Source organism: Rhodospirillum rubrum ATCC 11170 (assembly GCF_000013085.1).
Taxonomy (GTDB): domain Bacteria; phylum Pseudomonadota; class Alphaproteobacteria; order Rhodospirillales; family Rhodospirillaceae; genus Rhodospirillum; species Rhodospirillum rubrum.
Window position 1 is genome coordinate 823,426 of the sequence record NC_007643.1, and the last position, 21,848, is coordinate 845,273.

The following is a 21,848-nucleotide window of genomic DNA, read 5'->3' on the forward strand; positions in this document are numbered from 1 at the left end:
CCTGCGGCGGGAGGTATCAAAAGAACCTCGTGGTTCTTCCAGGGTAGAAAGTCATTTTTGCTTTGTTGGCGTAGATATTGGGCATAACAGAGAGAATAAATAAGATATTTTCCCTGAGAAAAGGGAGTGCTTACCCGGATAAGCTGTGGCGGAACTTTCTGTGTGTCCCAAATATCTGTTCTTACGCCAAGGAATGGCAGCCTCGGAAACTACCTGTGGTCGCTTTTTGGTTGAGGTATCTCTCGCGATTTTTGGGCCTGGACGCCCGGTAGCGGCGGGGATTGGACAAATCCTTGAGGCGCGGGCGGAAAACGCGGATACTTCCGCTCTTTCTCTCGACGCTTCGGTGGCCGAGGGACCACGACATCCGGGGCCGACATGAGCGATAAGCGCGTCTATCTTTATGACAGCACCCTGCGCGATGGGGCGCAGACCCAAGGTGTGGATTTCTCGGCCACCGACAAGGCCGCGATCGCCCGCGAGTTGGATGCCCTGGGCATTGACTATGTCGAAGGCGGCTGGCCCGGCGCCAATCCGACCGATGACGCCTTGTTCGCCAACCCGCCGGTTTTGCGGCGGGCCCGCCTATCGGCCTTTGGCATGACCCGGCGTTCGGGGCGCAGCGCCGAAAACGATCCCAGCCTGCAGGCGCTGTTCTGTCCGGGGGTGCGGGTGGTGACCATGGTCGGCAAGACCTGGGATTTCCAGTGCGAGGTGGCGATCGGCGTGCCTTTGGATGAAAACCGCAAGATGATCGCCGACAGCATCGCCCATGCCGCCGCCCGTGTCGAAGAAGCGGTGTTTGACGCCGAGCATTTCTTCGACGGCTATAAAAGCAATCCCGACTATGCCTTATCGTGCGTGCGCGCCGCCTATGAGGCCGGGGCGCGCTGGGTGGTGCTGTGCGACACCAACGGCGGAACGCTGCCCCATCAGATCGAGGCGATCGTCGGCGCCGTCGCCGCCGTCATTCCCGGCGATCACCTGGGCATCCATTGCCACAACGACACCGAGAACGCCGTGGCCAATAGTCTGGCCGCCGTGCGCGCCGGCGCCCGTCAGGTCCAAGGCACGTTGAACGGCCTGGGCGAGCGCTGCGGCAACGCCAATCTGGTCAGCATCATTCCCAATCTGATGCTGAAGATGGGCTTTGAAACCGGGGTGTCCGAGCACGACCTGCGCCATCTGACCCATGTGTCGCGCATGCTCGACGAGCGGCTGAACCGGGCGCCCAACCGCAATGCCGCCTTCGTCGGCGACAGCGCCTTTGCCCATAAGGGGGGCTTGCATGTTTCGGCGGTGGAACGCGATCCGCGCTGTTACGAGCATATCGCCCCCGAAACCGTCGGCAACGCCCGCCAGATCCTGGTGTCGAACCAGTCCGGGCGGTCCAATGTCATCGCCCGTTTCCGCGAGATCGGTCTGGAGATCGATCCCGGCGAGCCCAAGGTTAACGACCTGCTTGACGCGGTGAAGCGCCGTGAATCCGAGGGCTACGCCTATGACGGCGCCGAGGCCAGTTTCGAGCTGCTGGCCCGCCGGGCGCTGGAGGGCGTGCCGGAATATTTCCGCCTCAACAGCTTCCGGGTGATCGACGAACGGCGCTGGAACGCGCGCGGTCAGTTGATCACGCTGTCGGAAGCCACCATCAAGGCGGTGGTCCAGGGGCGCGACTATATGACCGTGGCCGAGGGCAACGGCCCGATCAACGCCTTGGACGCGGCGCTGCGCAAGGTTTTGCTGCCGGTCTATCCGCAGCTGGCGGATTTGCGGCTGGTCGATTACAAGGTGCGTATCCTTACCCCCGATGACGCCACGGCGGCCATCACCCGGGTGATGATCGAAAGTGCGGATTCAAAGGGCGGGCGGTGGAACACCGTCGGGGTGTCGGGCAATATCATCGACGCCTCTTATAACGCCTTGCACGATTCCTTGACCTATAAGCTCTTCAAGGGCGAACAGGCATCGCGAGCGGCTTGATATCATGGCAGGAACGGATCGGACCCGGATGTCCCGGGTTTTTGGCGAGAACGCGCCGGCGATTGTGCTGGTGCGCCCGCAATTGGCTGAAAACATCGGCATGGTCGCCCGGGCCATGCTCAATTGCGGTCTGACGGCCCTGCGCCTTGTCGCCCCGCGCGAGGATTGGCTGGCCGAAAAGGCCATCGCCTCGGCCTCGGGCGCCGATGGCCTGCTGCGCGAGGCGCGTTTTTTTGAAACGACCGAGGCGGCGATCGCCGATATCAACCGGGTTTACGCCACCACGGCGCGCCGGCGCGACATGATCAAGCGCGTGCTGACGCCGCGTGGCGCCGCCGAACGGTTGCGCACCCAGGTGGCCGCCGGGGAGCGCTGCGCCGTGATGTTCGGCCCCGAGCGCACGGGGTTGTCCAACGACGACGTCGCCCTGGCCGACGCCATCGTCGAGGTGCCGCTCAATCCGGCCTATTGTTCGCTCAATCTGGCCCAGGCGGTGCTGCTGCTCGGCTATGAATGGTATCAGGCAGGCGACGCCACCCCGGCCGAGCAATTGGTGACCAACGACACCCAGCCGGCGACGCGCGGCGAGCTTCTGGGCTTTTTCGACCATCTCGAACGCGAGCTTGATGACTGCGGTTTTCTGCGCAATGCCGCCAAGCGTCCGGGGATGGTGCGCAATCTGCGCAATCTGTTCGAGCGCGCCGATCTGACCGAACAGGAAATCCGCACCCTGCACGGGGTGGTCAAGGAATTGCGCCACGGCCGGGTCGAACGCGCCCAACCGCTGCCGGTTGGCGTTGTCCAACCGCTGTCGGTTGGCGTTGTGGAAGATGGTGCGGGGTGATTTCCTCATCGGTTTCCTTGCCACGGTCGGGCCATGGAGCATGGCGGACCGAATTGGGCGCCACCTTGTCGCTCGCTTGGCCGCTGATCCTGACCAATCTGGCCCAGGCGGCGCTGACCACCACCGATCTTTTGCTGATCGGCAGCCTGGGGTCGCGGTCCCTGGCCGCCGCCGCCATGGCCGCCGGCCTGTTTCAGGCGCTGATGCTGTTCGGCCTGGGGCTGGTCTCGGCGACCTTGCCGCTGCTGGCCACGGCTTTGGGCCGCAACCGTCATAGCGTGCGCGATGTGCGGCGCACCGTGCGCCAGGGCCTATGGTCGGCGGGGCTGATCAGCCTGCCGCTGTGGCTGATCCTTTGGCATACGGAGGCGGTGCTGATCGCCTTTGGTCAGGAGCCCGCCCTGGCGGCCGAGGCGGCCGGTTTCATGCATACCCTGCAATGGGGGCTGCTGCCCTTCCTCGGCTATATCGTGCTGCGCGCCTTTCTTTCGGCGTTGGAACGGCCGATGTGGCCCTTGCTGGTCGCCGGATTGGCCATCGGCTTCAACGCCCTGGCGGCCTGGGCGCTGATCTTCGGCCACCTTGGCCTGCCGGCCCTGGGGCTGCCCGGGGCCGGGGTGTCGAGCAGCCTGTCGAGCCTGTTCATGGTTGCCGGGCTGGCCCTGGTCATCACCCGCCAGCGCCGCCTGAAGCGCTACCGGCTGTTTGGCCGCTTCTGGCGGCCCGATTGGCCACGTCTGGTCACCCTGTGGCGCCTGGGTTTGCCGATGGCGATCAGTTTCGCCTTCGAGGTGTCGATCTTCCAGGCCTCGATGATGATGATGGGCATTCTGGGGGCGGACGCCCTGGCCGCCCATACCATCGCCCTGCAAATCGCCACGCTGACCTTCATGGTGCCCCTGGGGCTGGGGCAGGCGGCGACGGTGCGGGTCGGGCGGGCGCTGGGAGCGGGCACCATTCCGGCCCTGCGCCGCGCCGGCTGGGTGGCCTATGGCGCCGGCGTCGCCTTCATGGGCGGGGCGGCCCTGATGATGCTCAGCGTGCCCCGGTTGCTGATCGGCGCTTTCCTGGATGCCGATCTGGCCGAAAACGCCCCGGTGATCGATCTGGCGGTGGTGCTGATGGCCCTGGCCGCGCTGTTCCAGATCGCCGATGGCGCCCAGGCGGTGTGCAACGGCATGCTGCGCGGCCTGCATGACACCAAGGTGCCGATGCTGCTGGCCGCCCTGGGCTATTGGGGCTTGGGCCTGCCCTTGGGCGCCTTGCTCGCCTTCCCTTTGGGGGTGGGCGCGCCCGGCGTGTGGATCGGGCTGGCCGGCGGGCTTTCGGTGGTGGCCGTGCTGATGACCCGGCGCTGGATCCGTCTGGTCGCCGCCCTGGAACGCGCCAGCGTGACCGCTTAGGCGGTCGCTCCGGGGGTAGAACAGAGAGCGTGAAACAGGATCCCCGCTCTCTGCTCTAAGATATTGATAGTTAAGCAAATCGTCGTCGCAATCTGGTCCAGATTGCTCGGGATTTGCTCTAGGACCAGCGGACCGGGGCGCCGCTTTCCAGGCTGCGCGCCAGCGTGGAGGCGAGATCGCCCAGCAGGCGGCGCGCCGGCTCGAGCGCCGGGGCGTATTGCAAGAAGGAATGGGGTAGGCCTTCGGCTTCGATGAAGCGGACCGGCGCGTCGCGCAGCTCCAGGGCTTCGGCCAGGGCGCGGCTGTCATCGCGCAGGCAATCGGCGCTGGCGCCGACCACCAGACAGGACGGCAGATCGTCGAGCCCGGCGGTCAGCGGCGTGAAGGGCCTTCCCTGGGCCGGGGTCACCGCGTTCCAGAACCAGCGCATGCGTTCGGTGGTCAGGCCATAGGCGCCGCCGCCATAAAGGGCATGGGAGGCGCTGTCGAAGCGCGGCACCATCATGCCATAGGCCAACAGCAGCATGCGGGCGGCCGGCCAATCGGCTTCGCGCATCGACTGGGCCGTCCACAGGGCGAGGTGGGCGCCGGCCGAGTCGCCGGCCAGGGCCATGCGCCGGGCATCGATGGCGAAGTCGCGACGTCCCCGGCGCAACAGCCAGTCGATGGCCGACAGCGCCTGGGCGGTTTGGGTGGGGAAGGGATGCTCGGGCGCCAGGGCATAGCCGACGCCAAGCACCGCCGCGCCCGATGCGTCGGCCAGGGTCCGCATCAGCCGATCATGGGTATCCAGGCCGTTGAGGGCATAGCCGCCGCCGTGGAAATAGACGATCACCGGCGGTTCGCTGCTGGCGGAACAGGGAATGAACAGCCGGGCCGCCACCGGGCCATCGGACCCGTCCAAGCTGAGGTCGCGGCGCAGCCGCATGCGCGGACCGCCGGTGTTCCAGGGATACCAGAACGATTGGGCCCGGGCGCGCGCCGTGGCCAGGGGCTGACTTTCCGGCCGCCCCGACAAGATTCCCGAGCGCTCAAGGGAGTCAAACAGCGCGGCGGCTTCGGGATGCAGTCCGGCCAGGGTGGACGTCGGCCGAGCGATGGTGGGGAGACTGGAACCGCCCCGCGTGAACAGGGTCAACGGATCGGACATCAGCGTTCCTCCCCTTTGGGGTGCCCGCAAGGGCTGGGGGATCCAAGGCGGCCAAGGACAGGCGTGTTCGGCATGGCAACCCCTCTGCGTCCGATTTCCGGTTCATAGTCCTTATACTCTACGAGTTAAGTAGAGAAACGGGGCCCTGTCAAGCGAGAAACCTGAGGAGGTAAGGCTTGGGATTTTCCCGGCCTACAGGCTCGAGGGGGCTTAAGCCCGGCGGCGGTTTTGACTAAAATAAGCCATCGCCGCCCACCAAATCGGGGAGAAGCGGTCCTGGCAATGAGGGTCGATCCAACCGCCGTCGATGTCGTGATCGATGGGGCGTTCGTGCGGGTCGCTCTGGCCGATGGGCGGAGATTTGGCGGCGCTGCTTGCCGTGTTCGCCGCAACGGACATCACTCGATGTCCTCGTAATAGGTCAGCGCAGGCAAGTGGCGTTTCTGATGCACGATGCGTAGGATGACGATAGCACCACCCGCAGCAGCGATCGGGGCATAAAAGACACTGTGCTTTCCGTAGCTGATCGACCGCAGTCCCGGCAGGAAGAGATCGCGTGACCGTCCCGACTCTGGGGATTGTTCGATCCGCTCGAATGTGGAGACGAGACCGCGATAATAGCGTAGCCATTGCTCCCTGCCCCACTGCCTGACCGTGTAGTGTCGGATCTCTTCCAGATCCTTCAAGGCGAGGTCAGACAGTGTGATCGGCATTCAGAAGATCAGCTTGTGAAGGCGTCTGGCTCAAAGGCCTGCGGGTCGAACTCCGCGAAGGCTCCCGCCTCGGCGGCAGTCGCGGCCGCTTCAAGCTCGGCCTTCAGCGCATAGAACTGCCGGGCTCCATCCTTCTCCATCAGCAGGCGGATACCCGCCCGCACCACCTCGCTGAGATTGGCATAGGCCCCGGACCTGATCTGACCATCAATATAGTCCCGCATCGAGTCCGTCAGATGGATGTTTGGCATGACCGCCCCTCCTTCATACTCGATCCTATCAGATTCGACCCTATACTCAACCGGACAGGCCACTAGAGACTGTCTCCCTCTTGCCCCGGTTTACGGCGTGGCGAAGGGTGGAAGCCGTCCGACGGCGCTACGGCGAGCGCGTATGGCGCGCCTCACGAGAGCTGACGCCCCCCGCGGCCCCGAACCACCCGTCCCAAAGCGCTTGACACCCCAAGGTCGCTGACCATAATGCGCGTTCACTTCCGGGAACGTGGGTCTTGGAACCCCGTCCGTTTGTCCTTGCAGGGCAGATGGGCCTACCGGGACATGAAACAACAACAACCACTCGATGGTGAGAATACAAATGGGTAAGCGCCTTAATTCGAAGCATAAAATTGACCGCCGCTTGGGTGTAAACCTTTGGGGTCGCCCCAAGAGCCCGATCAACAAGCGTGAATACGGTCCCGGCGAACACGGCCAGCGTCGCCGCAAGCCGAGCGACTTCGGCATTCAGCTGATGGCCAAGCAGAAGCTCAAGGGCTACTACGGCAATATCAGCGAGAAGGCCTTCCGCAAGTACTACGAGGAAGCCTCCAGCCGTCGTGGCGACACCTCCGAGAACCTGATCTCCATCCTTGAGACCCGCCTCGACGCCGTGGTCTATCGTATGAAGATCGTGCCGACCGTGTTCTCCAGCCGTCAGATCATCAACCACGGCCATATCCTGGTGAACGGTCGCCGCGTTTCGGTGGCCTCCTACCGGGTGCAGGAAGGCGACGTGATCGAGGTCAAGGAAAAGTCCCGGCAGATGCCCCTCATCCTCGAGGCCCTGCAGTCCCACGAGCGCGACATTCCCGAATACATCACCATGGATCTGGCGCACGCCAAGGGAACCTTCCTGCGCGCTCCCAAGCTGGAAGACGTGCCCTATCCGGTGCAGATGGAACCGAACCTGGTGGTCGAGTTCTACTCCCGCTAAGTCGGCTTCCGCCGGTTTTCCACATGGTTTATGCGACGGCTCCACCCTTTTGGGTGGGGCCGTTTTGCTATGATCTTGCCCCTTTTTCTCGGGCCGCCTTTACGCTGGGGCGTGGTGTCCGAGAGCGGCGGCGACGATGTGCTTGCTGTTAAGACCCTAATGCGGCGAATGCTCGACCAGTTCGTCGCGCAGCAGCGACATCGCCTTGATCAGGGCATGGACCCGCAGTCCGGGGACCAGCCCCAGGTCATGGCGGGCGCGGGCGGTGATGCTGGCCCATAGCCGGCAGGGCGGGCCGCCGGGGGGCCCAGCGTCCAGATCGACGGACAGTCGGCCGTCTTCGGGCTCGCCGATGGCCAGGATGGTCGCGGCCAGGATGTTTTGCACCGAGACCATGCGCGGCCGCTCCAGGGCCAGCGAGATATCGGCGGCGGCGATGCGCACCCGCACCTTGGTGCCCAGCGGCAGGTCAATGGGGCGGGTGCGCAGCAGCCCGGCCGGGGTATCGAGCAAGGTGGCGCCAAAGGGGATGTCGCGGCCGGCGACCTTGGCGGCGACCACCGCCCCGGCATCGCGCTGGGCGGCGAAATCCGGGATGTCGGGGCGGGCCAGAACCTCTTCCAGCGGTCCGCTGGCCGCCACCTGTCCCTCGGCGATCAGCACCAGGGTATCGGCCAGCCGCAGCACCTCGTCCATGGCGTGGCTGACGTAGAGGATGGGGATGGAAAACCGCCGGGGCAGGCGGGCGATGAAGGGCAGCACCTCGTCCTTGCGCTGGGCGTCGAGCGAGGCCAAGGGTTCGTCCATCAGCAAGATGCGCGGGCTGGCCAGCAGGGCGCGGCCGATCGCCACCCGCTGCTTCTCGCCCCCTGACAGCTTGGCCGGCCGGCGGTCGAGCAGGGCACTGATGCCGAGCAAGTCAACCACATCGTCTTCGCCGACATAGCGTTCGGCGGCGGGCACCCGGTTCATGCCAAAGGCCAGATTCTGGCGCACGGTAAGGTGGGGGAACAGCCGCCCCTCCTGGAAGACATAGCCGACGCGGCGCTTTTCCGGGGCGAGATCGATGCCCTTGGCCCCGTCAAACAGCACGCGGTCGTCAACGACGATGCGGCCGCCATCGGGACGCGACAGCCCGGCCACCATGCTGATCACCGAGGTCTTGCCCGCGCCCGAACGGCCAAACAGCGCCGTCACCCCCTTGCCGGCGCGAAAGGCGATCGACAGGCGCAGGGCGCCCTGCTGGCGAAGGACATCGATATCAAGCATGACCTACCCTTGAATGATCCGGTTGACCCGCCGCGACAGGAATTCCGAGGCGAGAAGGGCGATCATCGCGACAGTGATCGAGATCAGGCACAGGCGCCCGGCCGCCACCTCGCCGTTGGGAATCTGGGTCTGGGTATAAAGGGCGAGCGGCAGGGTGCGGGTCTGGCCGGGGATATTGGACACGAAGGTGATGGTGGCGCCGAATTCCCCTAGGCAGCGCGCGAAGCCCAGGATCACCCCGGTCAGAATCCCCGGGGCGACCAGCGGCAGGGTCACGGTGAAGAAGGTGCGCAAGGGGCCGGCGCCCAGGGTGCGCGCCGCCGATTCCAGGCCGCGATCGACGCCTTCGATCGACAGGCGGATCGCCTGGACCATCAGCGGAAAGGCGATCACCGCCGAAGCCACCGCCGCCCCGCGCCAGGTGAAGGCCAGGGTCAGGCCGAACCAGTCATAGAGCAGGGCGCCGACCGCGCCGTTGCGTCCCAGGGTGACCAGCAACAGATAGCCGATGACCACCGGCGGCAGCACCAAAGGTAGGTGGATAAGGCCATCGAGGATGGTCTTACCGGGAAACGTCCGCCGCGCCAGCAGCCAAGCGAAGGCGATGCCCAGGGGCAGACTGCCGGCGATGCCCCAGGTGGACACCTTGAGGCTGAGCATCAGGGCGTCGGTTTCGGCGGGGGTCAGCAAGGGCATGGAAAAGGCCACCTCGTCGCGACAAGCCCAAGGCGGCGAAAGGCCTTCGCTGCCTTGGGCCTTGTAGCAGGATCAGGGTTTGACTTGGAAGCCGTAGCGCTCGAAAACCGCCTTGGCCTTGGCGCCCTTGAGGAAGTCAACGAAGGCGCGGGCGGTCTTGGTGTCCTTGGCCTTAACCGTCGCCACCGGATAGGTGACCGGCTTATGCGAGGATTCGGGCAGCAGGGCCAGGGTCTTGACCTTCTCGCTGACGGCGGAATCGGTGGAATAGACGACGCCCAGCGGGCTTTCGCCCCGTTCGACGAAGGTCAGGGCGCCGCGCACGTCATTGGCCGGGGCGAGCTTGTTCGCCACGCCGTCCCACAGGCCGAGCTTGGTGAAGGCCTCTTTGGTGTAGATGCCCACGGGCACATGGTCGGGATCGCCGACGGCCAGCCGGCCCTCGCCGAGCAGGGCCGGGAAGTCGGTCTTGGAGGAGACCTCGGCCACCTTGAGCGTTGAATTGGCCGGGGCGATCAGCGCCAGACGGTTGCCAAGCAGATCGGCGCGGCTGTCCTTGGCGATCAGCCCCTTTTCATCAAGGTAATCCATCCACTTCTGGTCGGCCGACAGGAAAACGCCGGCCGGCGCGCCTTGCTCGATCTGCTTGGCCAGGGTCGAGGACGAGGCGAAGGAGGCCACGGCCGGACCGGCGCCGGTGTCGTTGAACAGGGCGATGATGTCGGTCAGGGCATTGGTGGTCGAGGCGGCGGCGAAGACGGTAAGCTCTTCGGCCTGGGCCGCCGGGGCCGCCAGGACGAGGGCGAGCGAACCCGCCGCGAGAAGACCGCGCAAGGAACCGATATGCATGGAGGGGATCCCCTTTTCCCGAGATGACAGGCTCTTCGAGCCCTTGTGCAAAGCCGTGCTTATGCGTCATGGGATACAAGATATGGGGGAAGGGGTCAATGCGCCCCGGTCGTGGCGCGGTCGGCTCAAACAAAAGGGCCGCCCGCCGGGGACGACCCTTTGATAGTCTTGGCCAGGATGGACTGTTGTGATCAGGCGGCGGTGGTCGGGATGCCGCTTTTTTCAAACAGGGTGGCCAGTTCGCCATCGGCGGCCATTTCGCGCACGATGTCGCAGCCGCCAACGAACTCGCCCTTCACATAAAGCTGCGGCAGGGTCGGCCAATTAGCGAATTCCTTGATGCCCTGACGGATTTCGTCGTCCTCAAGGACGTTGATGCCCTTGAAGGCGACGCCGTAGTGGTTGAGCACCTGAACGACGGCGGCGGAAAAGCCGCATTGGGGAAACGCCGGGGTTCCCTTCATGAACAGGACGACGGGGGTGCCGTCGACTTCGCTTTTGATGCGGTCCTGAACGCTCATCGGGCAGTCCTTTCAAAGGGGATCGGAGGGGGGAACCTGGGCGCGATATGGGATGGCCGGAGGGCGGCTGTCAATTCCAATCCTTTTAGGGGTATTCCTGCGCCGGCGGGTCTTTGCGGACCGGCCAGAGGTAAAGGGCGACGCCGGCCCAGATGAAGCCGAAGGTCAGAAGCTCGGTCGTCGTCACCGGTTCCTTGAAGACCAGGGCGGCCAAAGCGAACTGGATGGTCGGATTGGTGTACTGGATGACGCCCAGCGTCGACAGGCGCAGCCGGCGCGCCGCCCAGGTGAAGAAGAACAGCGGTACGGCGGTCAGCGGGCCAAGCGCCATCAGCCACAGGCTGCGCCCCCAAGGACCATCGAAAAAGGCCAGACCGCCGCCCTTGAGCTCGATCCAGGCGAGGAGGCCGATCAACACCGGCGACAGCAGCAGGGCTTCGATGAAAAGCCCGGCCAGCGGCGGCACCGATACGGTTTTGCGGATCAGGCCATAGAGGGCAAAGGTTGAGGCCAGGGTCAGCGAAATCCACGGCAGCGATCCGGTGCGCCACAGGGCGATGCCGACGCCGGCGGCGGCGAGGGCGACGGCCAGCCCCTGGCGGCGGCTCATCTCCTCGCCGAGCACCAGCCGTCCCAGAACCACGGTGACCAAGGGAAAGATGTAATAGCCGAGCGAGCCCTGCATGGCATGGCCGGAGGTCGCGGCATGGATGAAGGTCAGCCAGTTGATGGAAATCGCCACCGTCGCCGCCAGCATCAGCAAGAAGACGCGACGATTGGCCAGGAAACGCAAGCTGGCGGCCAACTCGCCGCGCAGCCCCAGGGTAATACCCATCACCACCATCGCCCAGAGAACGCGGTGGCTGAGGATCTCCAGGGCCGAAACTTCCGAGACGGCTTTGAAAAACAGCGGCGAGATGCCCCAGACGCCATAGGCGCCAAGGGCGGCCGCCACCCCCCGCGCCGAAGACCCGGCGGGCGAAGGCGACAGGGAGGGGGAGGCCATGGGCGCGTTCATCCGTCAGGCTGTGGGCCATAAGACCCCGGGCCGGGATGTCCCGGGATCAGTCCTTGGGCTTGGTCTGCAGGGCGAGGGCGTGCAAGTCGCCGCCCATTTTGCCCTTCAGGGCGTCATAGACCATCTGGTGCTGCTGCACCCGGGTCTTGCCGGTGAAGGCGGCCGAGATGACCTGGGCCGCATAGTGGTCGCCGTCGCCGCGAAGATCTTCGATCGTGACCTCCGCGTCGGGGAAAGCGTCCTGGATCAGGGTTTTGATCTGACCGGCTTCCATCGCCATGCTCTGCGCTCCTTGCGGGGGGAGGGGAAAAAAAACAAGAGTAGAGCGGCGCAGGGGAAAGGGGAAAGGGCTTTTCCCCGCGCCGCTCTCAAAGAGGTCTGTCGGCTGGCGTCGCGATCTAACCCGCCATATAGGTGGGCAGCCACTCCTCGTGAACCTTGCGCAAGGCTGCCACGCTGGGTCCGACAAAGCCGTTGACCACCAGGGCGTCGCCGCCGGTGGTGCCGACCACCCGCAGCGGCACGCCGGCGGCCTCGGCCGCCGCGACCACCGCGTCGCGGTCGCCTTCGGCGACCGTCAGCAGATAGCGGCCCTGATCCTCGCCAAACAGCCGGCCATTGTCGGGATGGCCCTCCAGCGTCAGCTCGGCCCCCAGGTCGCCGGCCATGGCCATTTCGGCCAGGGCGACCAGCAGGCCGCCATCGGACAGATCGTGGCAGGCGGTGACGCTCGCGCCAAGGATCAGCCCACGGACGAAATCGCCAACCTTGCGCTCGGCCGCCAGATCGACGGGCGGCGGCGCGCCTTCTTCGCGGCCCAGGATTTCGCGCAGGAACAGCGACTGGCCAAGCCATGCCCCGGTCGAGCCATGGAAGCCGCCGGCCACCAGGATGGCCTCGCCGGCCGCCTTGAGGGCGATGGAGACGCTGGCTTCGACGTTATCAAGCACGCCGACGCCGCCGATGGTCGGGGTCGGTAAAATCGCCTGACCGTTGGTCTCGTTGTAGAGCGAGACATTGCCCGAGACCACCGGGAAGTCGAGGGCCAGACAGGCCTCGCTGATCCCCTGGCAGGCGCCGACGAACTGGCCCATGATCCGCGGCTTTTCGGGATTGCCGAAGTTCATGTTGTCGGTGATGGCCAAGGGCCGGGCGCCGACGGCGGTCAGATTGCGCCAAGCCTCGGCCACCGCCTGCTTGCCGCCTTCGACCGGATCGGCGTGGACGTAGCGCGGCGTGCAATCGGTGGTCATCGCCAGACCCTTGCCCGGCGCCTCGTCAAGGCGGATCACCGCGGCGTCGCCACCGGGACGCTGCAGGGTATTGCCCATCACCAGATGGTCATACTGCTCCCAGATCCAGCGCCGGCTGGCGACATCGGGGCAGCCGATCAGGCGCAGCAGGGCCTCGCTCCACGGCGTGTCCTCGGCGCCGCTGAGATCGGCGGCGGCGGCCATCGGCGTCGGTTCCCAGGGCCGGTCGTATTCGGGGCTGGCGGCGGCCAGCGGATCGATCGGCAGATCGCCGACAACCTCGCCATGCCAAGTCAGCACCATGCGGCCGCTGTCGGTCAGGGTGCCGATGATGGCGAAATCAAGCTCCCACTTCTCGAACAGGGCGCGCGCCATGTCCTCCTTGCCGGGCTTGAGCACCATGAGCATGCGCTCCTGGCTTTCCGACAGCATCAGTTCGTAAGGGGTCATGCCCTCTTCGCGCATCGGCACGCGGTCAAGGGCCAGATCGACGCCCATGCCGCCCTTCGAGGCCATCTCGAAGCATGAGGAGGTCAGACCGGCCGCCCCCATGTCCTGAATGGCGACGATGGCGTCGGTGTTCATCAGTTCCAGGCAGGCTTCGATCAGCAGCTTTTCGGTGAACGGGTCGCCGACCTGAACGGTGGGGCGCTTTTCCTCGGAGTCCTCGGAGAACTCGGCCGAGGCCATGGTGGCGCCGTGGATGCCGTCGCGGCCGGTCTTCGAACCGACATAGACCACCGAATTGCCGATGCCGGCGGCGGCCGAATAGAAGATGCGGTCGGCGCGGGCGACGCCGACGGTCATGGCGTTGACCAGATTATTGCCGTTGAAGCTGGCGTGGAAATTGACCTCGCCGCCAACGGTGGGCACGCCGACGCAATTGCCATAGCCGCCGATGCCGGCGACGACGCCCGAGATCAGGTGGCGGGTGCGCGGGTCGGAGGGATCGCCAAAGCGCAAGGCGTTGAGATTGGCCACCGGCCGGGCGCCCATGGTGAAGACATCGCGCAAGATGCCGCCAACGCCCGTCGCCGCGCCCTGATAGGGCTCGATGTAGCTGGGGTGGTTATGGCTTTCCATCTTGAAGATGGCGGTCAGGCCATCGCCGATGTCGATGACCCCGGCGTTCTCGCCCGGTCCCTGGATCACCCAGGGCGCCGTGGTCGGCAGGGTCTTGAGCCACTTCTTCGAGGACTTGTAGGAGCAATGCTCCGACCACATGACCGAGAAGATGCCCAGTTCGACCAGATTGGGCTCGCGCCCCATGATGGCGAGGACCTTGGCGTATTCGGCCTCGGTCAACCCGTGCTCGGCGACGATCTTCGCCGTGATGGGCGTCGCCGGAGTGCTCGCAGACTGGCTCACGACAGGCTCTCCACGATGGACTGAAACAGCGCCCGGCCGCCGATGCCGCCCAGCGCCGGTTCGACCAGGTTTTCGGGGTGGGGCATCATGCCGAGCACCCGGCGGTTGGCCGACAGGATGCCGGCGATGGCGTCGCGCGACCCATTGGGGGTGCTGGCCTCGCCCACCGTGCCATCGGCCGCGCAATAGCGGAAGGCGACGCGGTCTTCATCGGCCAATTGGGCCAAGGTGGCGTCATCGGCGAAGTAATTGCCATCGTGATGGGCGACGGGAACCCGGGCGACCTCGCCAAGGCCATAGGCCGAGGTATAGGGGCTGGCGATGGTTTCCACCCGCAGGTGGACATCGCGGCAGATGAAGCGCAGATCGCGGTTGCGCATCAGGGCGCCGGGCAGCAGCCCGGCCTCGGTCAGGATCTGGAAGCCGTTGCACACGCCCAGCACGTGACCACCGGCCTCGGCGAAGCGGCGGACGGCGTCGAGGATGGGGCTGCGCGCGCCCATGGCGCCCGAGCGCAGGTAATCCCCATAGGAAAAGCCGCCGGGCAGGACGACGAGATCGAGGCCGGCGGGCAGAGCGCTATCCCTGTGCCAGACCATCTGAGGGGCCTTGCCGCCGACTAGGGTCAGCGCCTTGGCCATGTCCCGCTCCCGGTTGGTGCCGGGGAAGACGATGATCGCGGAGTTCATGGCGAGTTCCGAATGCGAGGGGAGGGGTGTCAGGCGATCTCGATGGCGTAGTTTTCGATCACCGTATTGGCCAGCAGCTTGCGGCACATGGCGTCGACGCTGTCACGGGCCTTGGCCGGATCGGTTTCGGCCAGTTCGATCTCGATCACCTTGCCCTGGCGGACCTCGCCCAGGCCGTCGAAACCGAGGTGAGCCAGCGCATTGGCGATCGCCTTGCCCTGGGGGTCGAGAACACCGGATTTGAGGGTGATATGCACCTTCGCCTTCACCGTTGGGTACTCCTTGGACATTGCGCCTCTCCGTTCGGGGACGGGGGCGGGGAACCTGTAAAAAACGAACGGGCGGCCTTACGCCGCCCGCTTCGAGGTCACTGCATCACGGGCGGACCCTTGATGTCGCGCGGGCCGCCTTCGGGAAGGATGCCCAGGCGGCGGGCCACTTCCTGATAGGCCTCGGCGACCCCGCCGAGATCGCGGCGGAAGCGGTCCTTATCAAGCTTCTCGCCGGTGGTGACATCCCACAGGCGGCAGTTGTCGGGCGAAATCTCGTCGGCCAGGATGATCTGGACGTCGCCGTTCTCGTTGTAGATCCGGCCGAATTCAAGCTTGAAGTCGACAAGGCGGAGCTGAACGCCGAGGAACAGGCCCGAGAGGTAATCATTGATGCGCAGCGACAGCGACAAGATCTCGTCGAGTTCCTGAACGCTGGCCCAGCCGAAGGCGGTCACATGCTCTTCGGACACCATCGGATCGTTCAATTCGTCGTTCTTGTAATAGTACTCGACGATCGAACGCGGCAGCTGGGTGCCTTCGGGGATGGCGAATTTGGTCGAAATCGAGCCGGCGGCGACGTTGCGGATCACCACCTCGATGGGGATGATCTCGACCTGACGCACGAGCTGCTCGCGCATGTTCAGCCGCCGCACGAAGTGATTGGGCACGCCGATCTCGGTCAGGCGGGTCATCAGGTATTCGCTGATGCGGTTGTTGAGCACGCCTTTGCCGGTGATCGTGCCGTGCTTCTTGTTATTGAAGGCGGTCGCGTCGTCCTTGAAGTACTGGACGAGCGTGCCCGGCTCGGGACCCTCGAAAAGGACCTTGGCCTTGCCTTCGTAAATCTGCTTGCGTCGTGCCATGGGGCGGAACCCGGAAGTGAGCCGGCACGGATCCAGGTTCCGTGATCCGGACTGCTGACAGGAAAACATCCGCCTCGGGGTCTCCGAGGTCTCTCTGGAGACCTCCCCCGGGCGGATGTGCGATCTTATAGCAGCAAAGGGGGGTGGGCTGTAAATCGATAGTTCTCGCCCACCGATCCCCGACCCCGCCTCACTCCCCGTCTTCGGCGGGCGATTTGGCTGCTGGCGAGGCGGGGCGGGCCTTGATTTTGCGCGGTGTTTTGGGGGCCCGCGCCGGGCGGGTGGCGGTCCGCTTCGGCGGGGCCGCCGACTCAGCGGCGGGGGCGGCAGCGGCATCGTCCAGAGGGGCGGCCTCGCCGGCGATCGGGGCAGCGGGAACAGCGTTTGCGGCCTCGTTTGGCCCGGAGGCGGCTAAAGGGCGGGGGGCGTCGGACCCTCCGGCGCCGTCCGGCAGGGAGTCCGCCGCGGTCGCGGCCCCGTCCGTAGCCGACTCCGCTCCCGAGTCCCGGGCGGCCTTGGCGGCCTTCTTGCCGCGCTTGGCGCCACCCTTGCCTGGCGCGGGCGGGGCGTCCTGGGCGGCGATGGGCCCCTGGTAATCGGCGATCCCGGACTGCAAGGCCCAGCAGGCGAGGCGGACGATCTTGGGCACGCTGACCTCGTCGCCGTCGCGCTCGCCCTTTTCATAATACTGAACCACCCGCCGCTTGAGGCCGAGCGCTTCGGCGGCCTCTTTCTGCGACAGTCCCAGAAGCTTGCGCCACTGTTTGAAGTCCGCCGGTGTCATGGTGATCTCTCGGTTGCTTGGGTGGGGGGAAGAGTGTTCGCTCTTGGGATCCCCTTTGTCTATTACATAGCCGGAACGGCGCGGTATCGCAATGGTGAATGCGCACAGGGTGCGGTTATGCCGGAACGCCGCCGCCAAGAACCGGACGATAATCCGTCTGATCGGGCGGAGCGGGGGCGAATAAATAGAGGGGGTCGACGCCGATCCGCTCCATCGCCGGCAGGGCGATCAGGCTTGAACTCGAGGTTCCAAAGCCACCGGCCAGGGAAAAGCACATCGCCGCCGTCGGTCCGTCGTCGACGGCATGGTCGCGCGACCCCAGAAGGTGGGTCCAGGGCGCCCAGCCATCACGCAACTGCGGATCGGGCCGGGGGGCGGCGCGAAAACGCGGCAGATAGGCGCGGGCGCGGGCGTCCAGGGGATCGTCCGGATCATGGGCGGTCATCAGGGTCAGTCCCTCGGCCAAGGGGTGGACCTCGACGGCGGCGCGGCCCTCGGCATCGGCGTGGCGGATCCAGAAGGCATCGCGATTATCGGCGACAATCAGGTTGAAGGGGCGGTAGGCGCGGGGATCGATATCGGCCAAAGCCTCGGCGGCATCGCGAGCATCGGCCATATCAAGGGCGTCAAGCACCAACTCGCCCCGGCTGCGCCGGCCGGCCAGCGGCCCCAAGGTGCCTTCGCGATTGAGCACGCAGGCGACGACGCCCCAGTCGTTCAGCCCCATCCAAGTCCCGCCGGCCAGTTCGTCGAGCCCGGCGATCACTTCCGGACGCGACGGCCAGTGGCGGGCCGGAGGAAGCCAGGGGCGGTCGGCCAGTTCGTCACGGTTGGCCGCCACCAGCAGCGGCCAGGGATCGCCAGGGCGTCGGTCGATGACCACGGTACACATGCAAGCCTCCTGTCTTCCGCCCGGCGGGGCGGGGAAAACACCGGCCGTTCACTTTCCAATGCGCGGATCGGACGGGGCCGGTGTAAAATACGCCTATGGCGCCCATAGGAAGAGTCTCTACCTTGGGCGCGGAAAAATGAAACAGCCCGGTAACGGGGACGATAAGGTAACCGATCATCCGGGGGGAGGGTCGCTATGAGCAATGTCTTTGACGACCGCAAGAAAGCTTTCGAAGCGAAGTATCAACACGACGAGGAACAGCGTTTTCGTCTGGTCTCTCATCGCAACCATTTGTTCGGGTTATGGGCGGCCGAAGCCCTGGGATTGACCGGGGCCGACGCGGAAACCTATGCCCGGGGCGTGGTCGAAGTCGAACTGACCGCCCGGGGCGAGGATGCGGTGATCGGCCGGGTTCTCGGCGATCTCGCGGCCCGGGGCATTGATATCGGTGAAGGTCGGCTGCGCATCAAGCTTGAGAAATGTCAGGGGCAGGCCGAGGCCCGCGAAAGGGCCCACCCCCGCGAGCCGTTCTGAGAGTGGCTTGAAAAGGCGCCGCCCGCTGGGAGTCAAAACCGGCGGCTGTGGCGGATATAAAGGAATTCGCCGATGGCCAGGGCGACCAGCAGGCCGACCAGGATCCAGAAGCCGAAGGGCGATTGGGCGCCCGGCATGCCCCCCAGATTGACGCCGAGCAGACCGGTGAAGAAGGTCAGTGGCAGGAAGATGCCGGCCAGCAGGGTCATCTTGTAAATCGACCGGTTTATCCGCTGTTGGGCGCGCTGCTGGATGCGGTCGCGCAGCAGGGCCGCCTGTTCGCGCAAGGAATCCAGATCTTCAACGTAACGGGTGAAAGTGGCGAGCGCCGCGCCGAGGATTTCCCGGTCCTGGGCGCTGAGCGCCGGGTGGGGATGGCCCATCAAACGGGTCAGGGCCGCCTGTTGGGGAGCGAGGTAGCGGCGCAGGCTGACGATATCGATCCGGCTTTGATGGAGGCCCTCTTCGATCTCTTCTTCGACCAGCGGATTGTTCTCGCGCAGTTCCTCGTCGCGTTCATCAAGCGCATAGATCGCGTCTTCGAGTTCGAGCAGGAAGGGTTGCATGCGCTCGGCCAGACCAAGGGCGAGGGCGGCGGCCACCCCACCGCAGTCGACCGGACCCTGGCCCTGGGCCAATTGGGCGCGGACATCCTTGGCCGCCAGGATGAAGCGGGCGCGGCTGGTGATGATGAGCGACGTCGTGATCCACAGGCGCAGGGACACCATGTCCTCGGGATCGGCGCCGGGATTGACGTTGATGCCGCGCATATTGAGCAAGACCCCCTCGCCCAGGAAAGCGCTATCGGGGCGGGTGCTTTCGGCCAACAGATCGCGCCGGGCCGGGCGCGGGATCGCCAAAACTTCCTTCAGCCAGCGATTGGCCTTGGGCCAGCCGCGATGCAGATGGATCCACAGGCGTTCCGGCCCGCCGATCAGGGCCGGAACATCGTCAAGGGCGACCTCGCGGCAGCCGCCCTTGCCATCAAGGGCGACGATCCACAGCAGATCGGGGGCCTCGGCCCCCGCCGGCGGGGCCGTCGCGTCCTTATCGTCGTCCTTGCGATAGACCACCCGCGCGCCCCGCTTCCAAGGTTACCCGCTGCCTAGGCTAATTGTCGCCGAAGACCCGACGGAAGATGGTGTCGACGTGTTTGGTGTGGTAGCCCAGATCGAACAGCTCTTCCAAAGCCTCCGGGGTCAGCTTGTCGGTGACCGCCGCATCGGCTTTCAGGCGATCGAGCAGGCCGCCCTGGCCGTTCCACACCTCCATGGCGTTGCGCTGGACGATGCGATAGGCCTCTTCGCGCGACACCCCGGCCTGGGTGAGGGCGAGCAGGACGCGCTGGCTGAAGACCAGCCCGCCCATCTGGTTCAAGGTGCGGTCGATCGCCTCGGGATAGATCACCAGATTGGTGAAGACCCCGGTCAGCCGGGCGAGGGCGAAATCCAGGGTGACGGTGGCGTCGGGGCCGATCATCCGTTCGACCGAGGAATGCGAGATGTCGCGCTCGTGCCAGAGGGCGACGTTTTCCATCGCCGGCAGGGCATAGGCGCGGACCATGCGGGCAAGGCCGGTCAGGTTCTCGGTCAGCACCGGGTTGCGCTTATGGGGCATGGCCGAGCTGCCCTTCTGGCCCTTCGAGAAGAATTCCTCGACCTCGCGCACTTCGGTGCGCTGGAGATGGCGGATTTCAAGGGCGGCGCGTTCGACCGAACTGGCGATGACGCCGAGCACGGCGAAGAACTGGGCGTGGCGATCACGCGGGATCACCTGGGTCGACAGCGGTTCGGGCAGCAAGCCCAGCTTGGCCGCGACATGCTCTTCGACCCGCGGATCGATATTGGCGAAGGTGCCGACGGCGCCCGAGATGGCGCAGGTGGCGATTTCGCCCCGGGCGGCGACCAAGCGGGTGCGGGCGCGCTGGAACTCGGCGTGGAAACCGGCGAACTTCAGGCCCATGGTCACCGGTTCGGCATGGATGCCGTGGCTGCGGCCCATGCAGACGGTCATCTTATGCTCGAAGGCGCGGGTGCGCAGGGCGGCGAGCAGGGCGTCGATATCCTCGAGCAGAAGATCGGCGGCCTGGGTAAGCTGAACGGCCAGACAGGTATCGAGCACGTCCGAACTGGTCATGCCCTGATGGATGAAGCGCGCCGGCTCGCCGACATGTTCGGAAAGCTCGGTCAGGAAAGCGATGACGTCGTGCTTGACCTCGGCTTCGATGGCGTCGATGCGCGCCACGCGCTCGGGCGTATAGGGCAAGTCGCCCTTTTCCCAGACGGTCTTCGCCGCCTCGGCCGGAATCACGCCGATCGCCGCCAGGGCGTCGCAGGCATGGGCTTCGATCTGGAACCAGATGCGGAAGCGGTTTTCCGGGGCCCAAATAGCGGCCATGCGGTCGCGGCTATAGCGGGGAATCATCGCTGTCTCAGGCTCCATGAACGGGTGCGGGGATGGGTGGCTTCCTTATAGGCCAAGCCGGCCGCCCCTCCAACTGCCGATAAGGGCGTTCGGGCGCGGCCGCGGTCCATCGTCCCCCCTCCAGGGAATGGCCTGATGCGGAGGGGATCAAAGGGGAGCGGCGATGGCGCGGAAAACCAGTGCCCGCTTTTCCGCGCCATCGCCGCTCTAGAAAGAGCGCGCGGCCCAGCGCACCCGGCCGACCAATTCATGGGAGAGCGACCATTGGTGGGCGGGGATGAACTCGGGCGGATAGGCCTCGCGATTGTCGTTGATGACCCGCACCCCCTCGGCGCTGAACTGCAAGCGCCGCAATCGGCACAGCGCGCCATCGGAAAAGGCCCAAAGGCCGTCGCGCCAATGGGTTTCCCGGTGGATCAGCGCGACATCGCCATCATTGAGGGTGGCGGCCATGCTATCGCCCTCGACCGTGAAAAACAGGCAGTTGCCAAGATCCAGGCCCTCCAGGCCCTGGCCGAGGACCTTGGCGGTGAGGGCGATGGTGTCGGTGCGCACCGCCCGATCGGCGAAGGCGCCGTCGCCCGTCGCCAGCTGCGTATCATAGCGCGGGATCCAGAAAACGTCGGGATGGGCGGCGCCATCCGGCGCGTCTTGCGCGGATAGCTTGGGGGGCGGGGCGCCGCCGGTGGCCAGCCAGTCGATGCTGACGCCCGAGGCGCTGGCGATGGCCACCAGATTGTCGACCGTTGGGCGGGCGCCGCGAAGAATGCTTTGAAGCGTGCTGCTTTTGATCCCCGCCTTTTGAGCGAAAGATCGCGCGCTTTGTCCCTCCAAAACCGACCGAACCCGGGCCGAAAATCCGTCGTGATGTATTCCCGTCATTACCCCATCCGTTTTGTCCGGCGCTATTTTTTTCAATGCCCGCATGCAGACCCTGGACTCGTTTGCGTTTTATCGTTCAAAGTGCTTCGCAAAGCGGGTGGGCACGGACGAAAAAACACTTGAAAGTGAGCGTTTCATAGGACAAAGTCTTGCGGGGCGGTTGGGCCTTCTGATGCCTTAAGTATCAGAAAAATATCAATATTATGATCAATCGGCTTTCCGGGCGGGGAGTCGT

Annotated in this window: 24 protein-coding genes; 5 read left to right on the top strand and 19 right to left on the bottom strand. The window is 65.4% G+C overall.

What is annotated here, in order from left to right:
* Positions 1–378 precede the first annotated feature (378 nt).
* From cimA to RRU_RS03635, 3 genes are read left to right on the top strand one after another with little or no spacing between them, the layout of a single operon-like run.
* Entirely contained in the window at positions 379–1,980 is a 1,602-nt protein-coding gene (gene cimA, locus RRU_RS03625) for a citramalate synthase (protein ID WP_011388453.1), read from the top strand.
* Between the two features lie 28 nt (positions 1,981–2,008).
* Positions 2,009–2,824, top strand: a complete 816-nt coding sequence (locus RRU_RS03630) for an RNA methyltransferase (protein WP_014625996.1) — start codon at positions 2,009–2,011, stop codon at positions 2,822–2,824.
* On the top strand, positions 2,821–4,227 hold the full coding sequence (locus RRU_RS03635) for an MATE family efflux transporter (RefSeq protein WP_011388455.1): 1,407 nt from the start codon (positions 2,821–2,823) through the stop codon (positions 4,225–4,227). The genes RRU_RS03630 and RRU_RS03635 overlap by 4 nt, the downstream gene beginning before the upstream one ends.
* Before the next feature lie 118 nt (positions 4,228–4,345).
* On the opposite strand, the gene RRU_RS03640 is transcribed toward RRU_RS03635, so the two are convergent.
* The 4 genes from RRU_RS03640 to RRU_RS03655 form a co-directional block, all read right to left on the bottom strand.
* Entirely contained in the window at positions 4,346–5,377 is a 1,032-nt protein-coding gene (locus RRU_RS03640; RefSeq protein WP_011388456.1) for an alpha/beta hydrolase fold domain-containing protein, read from the bottom strand.
* 210 nt (positions 5,378–5,587) lie between these two features.
* Positions 5,588–5,776 (bottom strand): hypothetical protein, encoded by a 189-nt coding sequence (locus RRU_RS03645; RefSeq protein ID WP_014625998.1) that lies wholly within the window; start codon positions 5,774–5,776, stop codon positions 5,588–5,590.
* Positions 5,776–6,090 carry a type II toxin-antitoxin system RelE/ParE family toxin gene (locus RRU_RS03650; RefSeq protein WP_011388457.1) on the bottom strand — a complete coding sequence of 105 codons (315 nt, stop codon included), beginning with the start codon at positions 6,088–6,090 and terminating at the stop codon, positions 5,776–5,778. The genes RRU_RS03645 and RRU_RS03650 overlap by 1 nt, the downstream gene beginning before the upstream one ends.
* An 8-nt stretch (positions 6,091–6,098) precedes the next feature.
* The gene (locus RRU_RS03655; protein ID WP_011388458.1) at positions 6,099–6,341 is read right to left on the bottom strand and encodes a type II toxin-antitoxin system ParD family antitoxin; all 243 of its coding nucleotides are present in this window, start codon (positions 6,339–6,341) and stop codon (positions 6,099–6,101) included.
* Positions 6,342–6,684: 343 nt separating this feature from the next.
* On the opposite strand from RRU_RS03655, the gene rpsD reads away from it, so the two are divergent.
* Complete coding sequence (gene rpsD / locus RRU_RS03660; RefSeq protein WP_011388459.1) at positions 6,685–7,299, top strand: 30S ribosomal protein S4; 615 nt, start codon at positions 6,685–6,687, stop codon at positions 7,297–7,299.
* A 156-nt stretch (positions 7,300–7,455) separates the two neighbouring features.
* On the opposite strand, the gene modC is transcribed toward rpsD, so the two are convergent.
* The 12 genes from modC to RRU_RS03720 form a co-directional block, all read right to left on the bottom strand.
* Entirely contained in the window at positions 7,456–8,568 is a 1,113-nt protein-coding gene (gene modC / locus RRU_RS03665) for a molybdenum ABC transporter ATP-binding protein (protein ID WP_011388460.1), read from the bottom strand.
* A gap of 3 nt (positions 8,569–8,571) precedes the next feature.
* Positions 8,572–9,264, bottom strand: a complete 693-nt coding sequence (modB, locus tag RRU_RS03670) for a molybdate ABC transporter permease subunit (RefSeq protein ID WP_011388461.1) — start codon at positions 9,262–9,264, stop codon at positions 8,572–8,574.
* 72 nt (positions 9,265–9,336) lie between these two features.
* Entirely contained in the window at positions 9,337–10,113 is a 777-nt protein-coding gene (gene modA / locus RRU_RS03675; RefSeq protein WP_011388462.1) for a molybdate ABC transporter substrate-binding protein, read from the bottom strand.
* Between the two features lie 191 nt (positions 10,114–10,304).
* On the bottom strand, positions 10,305–10,634 hold the full coding sequence (gene grxD, locus RRU_RS03680) for a Grx4 family monothiol glutaredoxin (RefSeq protein ID WP_011388463.1): 330 nt from the start codon (positions 10,632–10,634) through the stop codon (positions 10,305–10,307).
* Positions 10,635–10,719: 85 nt separating this feature from the next.
* Positions 10,720–11,640 (bottom strand): EamA family transporter RarD, encoded by a 921-nt coding sequence (rarD, locus tag RRU_RS03685; protein ID WP_014626000.1) that lies wholly within the window; start codon positions 11,638–11,640, stop codon positions 10,720–10,722.
* A 58-nt stretch (positions 11,641–11,698) separates the two neighbouring features.
* Positions 11,699–11,932 (bottom strand): BolA family protein, encoded by a 234-nt coding sequence (locus tag RRU_RS03690; protein ID WP_011388465.1) that lies wholly within the window; start codon positions 11,930–11,932, stop codon positions 11,699–11,701.
* A 118-nt stretch (positions 11,933–12,050) separates the two neighbouring features.
* On the bottom strand, positions 12,051–14,273 hold the full coding sequence (gene purL / locus RRU_RS03695; RefSeq protein WP_011388466.1) for a phosphoribosylformylglycinamidine synthase subunit PurL: 2,223 nt from the start codon (positions 14,271–14,273) through the stop codon (positions 12,051–12,053).
* A complete protein-coding gene (gene purQ, locus RRU_RS03700) occupies positions 14,270–14,962 on the bottom strand; it encodes a phosphoribosylformylglycinamidine synthase subunit PurQ (RefSeq protein ID WP_011388467.1) in 693 nt (230 codons plus the stop codon). The genes purL and purQ overlap by 4 nt, the downstream gene beginning before the upstream one ends.
* Positions 14,963–14,991: 29 nt before the next feature.
* Complete coding sequence (gene purS, locus RRU_RS03705) at positions 14,992–15,231, bottom strand: phosphoribosylformylglycinamidine synthase subunit PurS (RefSeq protein WP_014626001.1); 240 nt, start codon at positions 15,229–15,231, stop codon at positions 14,992–14,994.
* 98 nt (positions 15,232–15,329) lie between these two features.
* Entirely contained in the window at positions 15,330–16,097 is a 768-nt protein-coding gene (gene purC, locus RRU_RS03710) for a phosphoribosylaminoimidazolesuccinocarboxamide synthase (RefSeq protein WP_011388469.1), read from the bottom strand.
* A gap of 190 nt (positions 16,098–16,287) precedes the next feature.
* Positions 16,288–16,881 carry a helix-turn-helix domain-containing protein gene (locus tag RRU_RS03715; protein ID WP_011388470.1) on the bottom strand — a complete coding sequence of 198 codons (594 nt, stop codon included), beginning with the start codon at positions 16,879–16,881 and terminating at the stop codon, positions 16,288–16,290.
* Positions 16,882–16,996: 115 nt separating this feature from the next.
* Positions 16,997–17,773 (bottom strand): NRDE family protein, encoded by a 777-nt coding sequence (locus RRU_RS03720; protein ID WP_011388471.1) that lies wholly within the window; start codon positions 17,771–17,773, stop codon positions 16,997–16,999.
* 195 nt (positions 17,774–17,968) lie between these two features.
* Between RRU_RS03720 and RRU_RS03725 the strand changes: the two genes are divergently transcribed.
* Positions 17,969–18,307: a DUF1476 domain-containing protein gene (locus RRU_RS03725; RefSeq protein ID WP_011388472.1), complete on the top strand. Its 339-nt coding sequence runs from the start codon at positions 17,969–17,971 to the stop codon at positions 18,305–18,307.
* 32 nt (positions 18,308–18,339) lie between these two features.
* On the opposite strand, the gene RRU_RS03730 is transcribed toward RRU_RS03725, so the two are convergent.
* From RRU_RS03730 to RRU_RS03740, 3 genes are all read right to left on the bottom strand, one after another.
* Positions 18,340–19,380 carry a zinc transporter ZntB gene (locus RRU_RS03730; protein WP_011388473.1) on the bottom strand — a complete coding sequence of 347 codons (1,041 nt, stop codon included), beginning with the start codon at positions 19,378–19,380 and terminating at the stop codon, positions 18,340–18,342.
* A gap of 37 nt (positions 19,381–19,417) precedes the next feature.
* On the bottom strand, positions 19,418–20,731 hold the full coding sequence (gene purB, locus RRU_RS03735) for an adenylosuccinate lyase (protein WP_011388474.1): 1,314 nt from the start codon (positions 20,729–20,731) through the stop codon (positions 19,418–19,420).
* Positions 20,732–20,938: 207 nt separating this feature from the next.
* Positions 20,939–21,613: an XRE family transcriptional regulator gene (locus tag RRU_RS03740; protein ID WP_014626002.1), complete on the bottom strand. Its 675-nt coding sequence runs from the start codon at positions 21,611–21,613 to the stop codon at positions 20,939–20,941.
* Positions 21,614–21,848 lie beyond the last annotated feature (235 nt).